At 39.6% G+C, this 1041-nt stretch carries 1 protein-coding gene and 1 pseudogene; both read left to right on the top strand.

Annotation, left to right across the window (positions count from 1 at the left end; all coding sequences use genetic code 11):
• Positions 1–447, top strand: a pseudogene (locus ACFINX_RS10170) (hypothetical protein); the annotation flags it as partial.
• 34 nt (positions 448–481) lie between these two features.
• Positions 482–865 (top strand): hypothetical protein, encoded by a 384-nt coding sequence (locus ACFINX_RS10165; protein WP_375668805.1) that lies wholly within the window; start codon positions 482–484, stop codon positions 863–865.
• Positions 866–1041: the final 176 nt, after the last annotated feature.

Below are 1041 nucleotides of genomic sequence, written 5' to 3'. Positions count from 1 at the left end.
CCAGAGGATTTCAAACCTAATTTGCAATACGCAATCGATCAAGGATTAACGCATGATGAGGCGCTGTTAGAAACCGAACGGTTCACAAATTACTGGATAGCAAACCCAGGTAAAAATGCAAACAAACGAGATTGGCAAAGGACTTGGTACAATTGGGTTACAAGCCCTATCGGAACGCTAGCAAAGAAAAAAGCAAGATTAGAACAGGAAAAACGGTTAGGTGGTTATCATGGAAAATTCACTCAGAAAACTTTCACAGAACAGCTTGCAGAAGGCTTCAACCAACTCAGAGATCAACTCTCATCTGGAGAAGATTATGGAAATGATCAGTCCGGGGTATCCATTGACGCTGAAAGCTGGGAATACATTGACGAAACAGGAGGAAGAGCAAACCTTAGATGCTTGCAATCTTCTACAAGCGTTGCTCTCTGTGAAAGCTTCAGTTAAGCAAATTGAGCAAGCTTCTTTCCTACTCTCAAGCATGAGAGTCCCTGCGAACACAGATTCCAAAGCCGTTGTTCTATCCTATAGCATGATGCTGGAACGGATTTCAGCATATGCTCTGAAAAAAGGCGTCGAAAATATCGTAACTGGTCAAGCAATTGGGATATCAAAAACATTCATGCCAACCTGTGGAGAGCTTTTAACTTATTGCCAGACACTAGAAAATACCCTTCTTTCAAAAGCCGAAACTGTACGTAGAGCAATTGAAAACACACGTGAGAAAACACTCAAAGAAAAAACAGCGAAAGAGCATTTTAGACCACTAACGCTTGTTCACAAGCAAGAGCTTGAAGAGACTTTAAATGGCATTGGTGGGATAATGAAACGCTTTGGTCCACAGCAAACTAGTGAAAAGTGCTGATCATTTTACAATTAGGTATGTGTTTAAATCGACAAAAAGGCACCATACAAAGCGATTTAAAGATTTTATGATGAAAACCATATCCGCAATATAAAACGCTCTGTACGGTCAAATTTTAGGTAAATAGACCAATTGGTAAAATTATGGACTAAAAACATGAGAATATTAAAAGACCT

Origin of the sequence: Bartonella sp. AP36NXGY (assembly GCF_042195865.1) — a bacterium.
GTDB lineage: Bacteria > Pseudomonadota > Alphaproteobacteria > Rhizobiales > Rhizobiaceae > Bartonella.
The sequence above is the reverse complement of the archived record's forward strand: the minus strand, read 5'-3'. Positions and strand labels throughout refer to the sequence as shown.

Coding starts and splice junctions, on each gene's coding strand:
- ACFINX_RS10165 (WP_375668805.1), top strand. CDS start 482: ATGAGAGTCCCTGCGAACACAGATTCCAAAGCCGTTGTTCTATCCTAT.